A 6753-nucleotide genomic window follows, 5' to 3' on the forward strand; every position below is an offset into this window, starting at 1 on the left:
TTCTTGACCTTCCCCTATGCTGGAATGTCAAGCGGGGTTTATCGGACCCCCGGCTTTCCCCTTCACGGCAGGAGCAGATGATGCGGATTGGTGAGGCGGCAGCAGCTGCCGGAACGAGCACTAAAACCCTGCGGTTCTATGAGGACCGCGGTCTGCTCCCGCCCGCGGAACGCACCGGAAACGGATACCGCGAGTACGGTAACGACGCGATCACGCGGCTGGAGTTTATCCGCAGGGGCCGCGCTGCGGGCCTGACCCTGGCCCAGATCGGTGAGATCCTCACCCTCCGCGACCGCGGCAGCGCCCCCTGCACCCACGTCAGGGACCTGCTTGCCGGGCAACTCGCTGACCTGGACGCCCAGATCGCAGAACTGGCCGCCTTGCGGGATGCCGTCGCCGGATTCCATCACACCGCCTCCGCCGGCGACCCGGCGGACTGCGATCCCAACCGGATCTGCAGTTACCTCTAACTTCCGCTGAAGGGACCGCGGGTGAGGTTCATCTCGGTTGTGTCCCTTGCATCCTGGGAATACCCCCGTGCCGTCGGGTGAGACCCAGGACGGGGGAAGAGCTGTTCACCCGGTGTTTTCGATGATGTGGCAGACGACCGCTTCCTGGCCTCTCGCGCGGGTATCGCGTGCAGTTTTGCGTGCGCGGTCCAGGGTCCGGCGCAGGCGCTTGAGGTCAGTCATGGTGCGGTCGAGCCGTTCGATGTGCGCATCGAGCAAGGCGGTGACTTTCCCGCACGTGACCGCGCCGTGACGCTGGAGGTCCAGCACGTCCCCGATTTCCTCGAGGCTGAGGTCCAGTGCTTTTGCCTGCCGGATGAACCGCAGAATCCGAACGTCTTCATCGGTGAAGATCCGGTATCCGGTGGAAGTTCTTCCCGCCGGTGGGAGGAGCCCTTTGGACTCCCATAAGCGCACGGCCTTGGGCGTGACCCCGGCTGCGTCGGCTGCCTGTCCAACTTTCATCCGGACTCCTTTTGTTTTCTCTGGCGGCGGCGAACAACGCACCCTTGACTTTGTCCCTGGGTCAAAGTTTTAGCATGGCCGGAGTACGAGGACAAGCCCCGACGGGAATGAGGAGAATCAGCAATGAACAACAATGTTTTTCCCGGCAACGCGGCAGGTCCGGCGCTGATCACGCTGCAGGTGGAGGGCATGTCCTGCACCGGGTGCGAGCAGCGGATCGGCAACACCCTGCGCCGGGTCGAAGGAGTACGGGAAACCACCGCCGATCACACCACCGGGCGGGTCCGGGTCCATGTCGGGCCGGGAGTGGAAGCGGGGGTGCTGGCGGCGAAAATCACCGCCGCCGGCTACACCGTGAAGGGCAGCGAAACAGAGTCAGATGCGGGCATGAAGGCTGGACCTGATGGCGAGCCGGACCGAGGGCAGCGGAATGATTAACGCGACGAAGGACAGTGCCCGGTTGTGGGCATCGGAGCCGGGCGCTGAACCGGGGCATGAGCGGATCCGGGCCCGGCTCGCGGGCCTGCACTGCTCGCTGTGCACGGGAACGATCGAGAAAGCTTTGGGCCGGATGGACGGTGTGGGCACGGTCGCGGTGTCCCTGACCCATGAACAGGCCCTGGTCGACTACGACCCGCAGATCGTTTCCCCGGACCTGATTCTGGGCACACTGAGGGACATCGGGTACGAGCTCTATGACCCGCGTAAGCTGCGTCCGTTCGAGGAAGAGGAAGCGGCCCTGGTCCGGGAAGGTGTTCGGCTGCTGGCGGCGGTCACGGCGAGCCTGGCAGCGATCGGGCTGATCGCTGTGGTGACCGGGGTACTTTCGGTTCTGGTCCCGGCCACGGTCGTGGTCCTGATGGTCCCGCTCTCGTACGTGCTGCTGCGCCCGGCAGGGAGGGCCCGGGCGCTGGCCGGGGCCGCTGGTGTCGTGGCGCCCGGTGTCGCAGCCCTGGTCCTGCGGGCGGCCGGGGTGCTGGGCGAACCGGTGGTCAGTGTCAGTGCCGGGCTCCTGGCACTGGCCGCGGTGTTCGGGATCGGCCCGCATATCCTGCGGATGGCGTACCAGTCGGGACGGCGGGGGATCCTGAACCAGCACGTACTGCTGGAGGTCGGCGCGTTCGCCGGGATCGCCGGCGGGTTGATCGGGCTGACCGGGGTGTTGCCGGATTATCCGACGGCGGCATTTTTCGCGGTCACTGTGCTGATCATGAACTACCACGTCTTCTCAGAGTGGCTCTCGTTGCTGGTCAAGACCCGATCGAGTCAGTCGGTGCGCAAACTGCTGGATCTCCAGCCGGACCTGGCCCGCCTGGTGACTGTTGACGGGGCCGAGGCGGAGGTCCCGGTCGAACAGGTCCGTGTCGGTGACCTGGTCCGGGTCCGTCCCGGCGAGCGGATCCCGCTGGACGGGCGGGTCCGTGACGGGGTGTCCGCGGTGGATGTGTCCCTGGTCACCGGCGAACCGGTGCCGGTCGACGCCGGCCCCGGGGACCAGGTCGTGGGCGGTTCCGTCAACGGCACCGGGACGCTGCTGGTCCAGGTCAGGGCAACCGGGGCCGAGGGGTTCCTGGCCCAGGTCATCCGCCATGTTGAGGACGCCCGCGCCCTCAAACCCGGGATCCTGCACCTGGTCGACCGGATCCTGCGCGTCTACACCCCCACCATTCTGACCATTTCCGCCGTTGCCCTCCTCGGCTGGCTGGCCGGCAGCTGGGCCCTTACCGGGGAACCGGATGTCCGCCGCGCCGTGTTCGCGGCCCTGAGCGTGCTCGTCATGGGCTACCCCTGCGCCGTGGGTATCGCTGCCCCGCTGGCCATTGTCCGGGGCGCCGGAACGGCCGCGGACAAGGGGATCGTGATGCGCACCGGGGAAGCGTTCCAAACCTTCCGCCAGGTCCGCACCATCGTGCTGGATAAGACCGGCACCCTCACCGAAGGCAAACCCGCCGTCACCGCCACCGAACCCGCTACCGGTACCGCCCATGAGCTGTTGGCGCTGGCCGCGGCGGCCGAACAGCACTCCGAACACCCCTTGGGCCGGGCCATCGTCAACGCTGCCCGGGACAGGGCCATCACCCCGGCTCCTGCCTGGGAGTTTGAATCGGTCACCGGCTCCGGGGTCCGTGCCATGATCGGCGGCGCCGTGGTTCTGGCCGGCTCACCGGCCTTCCTGACCGCTGAAGGCGTGGCCCTGTCGGGCCTGGTACACCGGATTGATCAGTTCGAAGCGGCCGGGAACACCGTCATCGGCATCGCCCGGGACGGGCGTGCCCTCGGGGTGATCGCCCTGGCCGACCGCCTCCGTCCCGACGCGGCTGCAGCCGTCGCGTCGATGCGCGCCGCAGGCCTGGAACCGGTCCTGGTCACCGGGGACAACGAACGAGCCGCCCGCCGGGTCGCCGAACAAACCGGCATCAGTGATGTGCGCGCCGGGGTGCGGCCCGAAGGCAAAGCCGGCATCGTCCGGGAGCTGCAGGCCGGAGGTACGAGGGTCGCGATGGTCGGCGACGGGATCAACGACGCCCCGGCCCTGATGCAGGCCGACGTCGGCATCGCCGCCGGAGCCGGTACGGACATCGCGGTCGAATCCGCGGATATCGTGCTGCTGCGCGAAGACGTCGCCGGGGTGATGGACGCCCGCACCATCAGCGACTCCGCCTACCGGCGGACCCGGACCAACGTCGCCCTGGCCTTCGCTTTCAACGGCATCGGAGTCCCGCTGGCAGCCACCGGCCTGGTCTACCCGGTCTGGGCGATGATCGCGATGGCCGCCTCCGTCACGGCGATCTTCCTGAACTCCATCGGCACCCGCCCGGCCCTGCTCTTCGACGCCATCGGCAGCGTCAAAGCCCGCAAAGCCCGGCTTGCGGCCCAGGAGCAGGAAGCATGAGACGGGCAGTAAGCGGCAGCGAACCTGCCATCGGCGGCCCGGCAATGATTGACGAAGCCGCCCGGGACCGGGTTCCTACCCCGCCCGGGATGGTGCCGCTGGTTTTCCGGCAGGAAACCTCTGCACCCTGCCGGGCGCTGGAACCCCGGCCCGAACCCTTTATCACCGCCCCCGCCGGTTCACCGCGCTGCGGGGCTGGCTCAAGACCCGGCTGGGTGAGCCGGACCCCTTTCCTCATGATGGGCAAGCAGGCGTGCTGTGGGCCGGGCTGGCCCTGATGGTCTACGGCTTCCTTCCCATCTTCGACGGCAGGGCGTTGAGCATCAGCTGCTGCGGCTACTACAGCTTTTGGCGGGGCCTCTGGGTTTCCCGCTCGGCTTCCTCATCCTCATCCCGCCGCGCCCTGGCCCTGAACCGGGGAATTCGCCGGCACCGTGCGGATCATGACCGCTTCGCTGGCGGACCTGCCCGAGGAGCACCGGGTGGCGATGCACACCCGACGCCCGTCGGCTGTCGCGATGCTGCCCGAACGCCAACGCCTCAAGCACCTGCAGCTGATCTCCGCACCTGTTCAACATCAGCAGCCACAGGGCCGTCGAACGCATCCAGGGCACCCGGCAGACGGTTCTGGAAAACCTGCCCCGGAGGATGGCCCCGTTCAGGGCCGCACCCATCCCCGGCCGGTAGAAATGACACCAGACCCCGACTTGACTTTGCCCCAAGGGCAAAGTTTTAGGATGGTTCGGCGCGATACCGCAGCTTGCGCCTGCACGTGCGCCCGGAGGCTGGTGCCAGCATGAGCCCGGGCCGGACGGCGACAAAAACGGGAAGCAGAAGGACCATATGGAAAAAGGCAGAATCATGCAAAGCAGAGAATTGATGGTCCCCGTGGCCGCTGCCAGGACCTCTGCCCGGCGCGACAGCAGCACCGGGCAGGGAGGCCGGGACAGCGCCAAGAGGTGCGCGATAGTTGAGGGCCTGCCAGGTTGTGACGCCGGGCCTGCCGGGAGGGCCGCGTTCGTCATCCGGGAAATCGGTCATGCACTGGCCCGTTTACGCGGCCGTCGAAGTGGCAGAACCAACGGAATCACGACCCCGGACACCACCCAGGCCCCCGGTTCAGAGGCCGCTGGTTCAGGGGGCGGCGCGACACCTGTCGGCCCCGGCCGGAGTCCGGGAACCACGAGCAGCGAAGGAATGGATTGATGGTAGTGCTGCAGACAGCAGGGCAGAGCGTCCTGGAAGCGTTTTTCATGTTCTGGGCCACCTTGTGGGCCCTGATTTTCGGGTTCACGCTCTCTGGGGCGGTCCAGGCCTTTGTGTCCCGGCATGAGATGCAGAAAGCCATGGGGGATCACCGGCCCGGGACTGTGGTGCGCACCGGGTTCCTCGGCGCCGCATCCTCAAGTTGCTCCTACGCGGCCACAGCGTTGGCGAAATCGCTGTTCCAGCGCGGCGCGGACTTCACGACCGCGATGGTCTTCATGATCGCCTCCACGAACCTCGTGGTTGAACTGGGTATCGTGCTGTGGCTGCTGATCGGCTGGCAGTTCGCCCTGGCCGAATTCGTCGGCGGGGCGATCATGATCGCCTTGTTCGTGCTGGTCGCCCCACGCGTTTTCCCCGCCGCCGAACTCGAGCAGGCCAGGGAACAGCTCAACGCCCGGGCCGCTGTGAAGGGCCGCCCCGATGTGTCGGACGAGGCCGAGCGGCACGGGGTGGGCCTGTGGAGGCGCTTGCGCTCCATGGCAGGCTGGGCTGACGCGGCCGGTTACGCTGTCTCGGACGTGAGCATGCTCCGCCGTGAACTGCTCATCGGCTACCTGGTCGCCGGGATCCTCGCCGTCGCCGTCCCGGCCTCGGCCTACGATGTGATCTTCTTCTCCGGCCACGGGTTCTGGACGGATCTGGAAAACGTGATCGTCGGGCCCTTCGTGGCGTTCATCAGCTTCGTCTGCTCGATCGGGAACGTTCCCCTGGCCGCGGCCCTGTTCAAAGGCGGCCTAAGCTTCGGCGGGACCGTCGCGTTCGTCTTCGCGGACCTCATCGCACTGCCCCTGGTCATCATTTACGGCAAGTTCTACGGCCGCCGGATCGCCACCCGGATCTTTTTCTCGTTCTGGGCCGTCATGAGCGTCTCCGGGCTCGCCGTTGACCTGCTCTTCCGTGCCCTGGGCATCCCCGCTCCCGCCCGTCCCGCAGAGATCGCCCACACGTCCTTCGAGTGGAATTACACCACCTGGCTGAACATCATCGCCATCGCCGCCGCGGCGGTCGTGTACTGGCTGTATCGGAACAGGGAACGCTACGGCGGGATGGAAAAATACGCCCAGGACCTGGTGTGCGGGATGCAGGTAGAACGCGCACACGCCCCCGCCACCCACGTGCACGCCGGAAACACCTATTACTTCTGCTCGGACCGGTGTCACGAAAAGTTCGTCAACGACCCCGGCAAATACATCCATCAGCCCGGCGCCGAACCCATGGGGGCGGCAGCACCGGCACCGGATGCAAGCCAAGCCCAGGTCGCCGGCAAGCCAGAAGACGGACTCAATCAGACCCCCGATGGCGCGGTGGACCCGGTCTGCGGGATGGACGTGGACACGGCCCGCCCGGCGGCGACCCACGACCATCACGGGAACACCTACTACTTCTGCTCCCAGGGCTGCCATGACACCTTCGCGGCCAACCCGGGCGCATTCACCAGCGCGGCACAGACCATCCCTATTGGATCAGACGCCGGTCAGACCCCGAATGTTGCGGTGGACCCGGTCTGCGGGATGGACGTGGACACGGCCCGCCCGGCGGCGACCCACGACCATCACGGGAACACCTACTACTTCTGCTCCCAGGGCTGCCATGACACCTTCGCGGCCAACCCGGGCG

At 67.0% G+C, this 6753-nt stretch carries 6 protein-coding genes; 5 read left to right on the top strand and 1 reads right to left on the bottom strand.

Annotated features, from left to right (window positions below; genetic code table 11):
- Positions 1–80 precede the first annotated feature (80 nt).
- Complete coding sequence (locus PUN71_RS12210; protein WP_277798618.1) at positions 81–470, top strand: heavy metal-responsive transcriptional regulator; 390 nt, start codon at positions 81–83, stop codon at positions 468–470.
- 105 nt (positions 471–575) lie between these two features.
- Here the strand turns inward: PUN71_RS12210 and PUN71_RS12215 are convergent, their stop codons facing one another.
- Positions 576–974 carry a MerR family transcriptional regulator gene (locus PUN71_RS12215; RefSeq protein ID WP_277798619.1) on the bottom strand — a complete coding sequence of 133 codons (399 nt, stop codon included), beginning with the start codon at positions 972–974 and terminating at the stop codon, positions 576–578.
- Positions 975–1097: 123 nt separating this feature from the next.
- On the opposite strand from PUN71_RS12215, the gene PUN71_RS12220 reads away from it, so the two are divergent.
- From PUN71_RS12220 to PUN71_RS12235, 4 genes are all read left to right on the top strand, one after another.
- Entirely contained in the window at positions 1098–1412 is a 315-nt protein-coding gene (locus tag PUN71_RS12220) for a heavy-metal-associated domain-containing protein (RefSeq protein ID WP_277798620.1), read from the top strand.
- Complete coding sequence (locus tag PUN71_RS12225) at positions 1378–3867, top strand: heavy metal translocating P-type ATPase (protein ID WP_277798621.1); 2490 nt, start codon at positions 1378–1380, stop codon at positions 3865–3867. Before PUN71_RS12220 ends, PUN71_RS12225 begins: the two co-directional genes overlap by 35 nt.
- A complete protein-coding gene (locus PUN71_RS12230; protein ID WP_277798622.1) occupies positions 3864–4145 on the top strand; it encodes a hypothetical protein in 282 nt (93 codons plus the stop codon). Before PUN71_RS12225 ends, PUN71_RS12230 begins: the two co-directional genes overlap by 4 nt.
- A 927-nt stretch (positions 4146–5072) precedes the next feature.
- A partial coding sequence (locus tag PUN71_RS12235) for a permease (RefSeq protein WP_277798623.1) occupies positions 5073–6753 on the top strand: 1681 nt, incomplete at its 3' end.

Source organism: Arthrobacter sp. NQ7 (assembly GCF_029581595.2).
In the GTDB taxonomy this organism is placed as follows: Bacteria; Actinomycetota; Actinomycetes; order Actinomycetales; family Micrococcaceae; genus Arthrobacter; species Arthrobacter phenanthrenivorans_B.

Coding starts and splice junctions, on each gene's coding strand:
- PUN71_RS12210 (WP_277798618.1), top strand. CDS start 81: ATGCGGATTGGTGAGGCGGCAGCAGCTGCCGGAACGAGCACTAAAACC.
- PUN71_RS12215 (WP_277798619.1), bottom strand. CDS start 974: ATGAAAGTTGGACAGGCAGCCGACGCAGCCGGGGTCACGCCCAAGGCC.
- PUN71_RS12220 (WP_277798620.1), top strand. CDS start 1,098: ATGAACAACAATGTTTTTCCCGGCAACGCGGCAGGTCCGGCGCTGATC.
- PUN71_RS12225 (WP_277798621.1), top strand. CDS start 1,378: ATGGCGAGCCGGACCGAGGGCAGCGGAATGATTAACGCGACGAAGGAC.
- PUN71_RS12230 (WP_277798622.1), top strand. CDS start 3,864: ATGAGACGGGCAGTAAGCGGCAGCGAACCTGCCATCGGCGGCCCGGCA.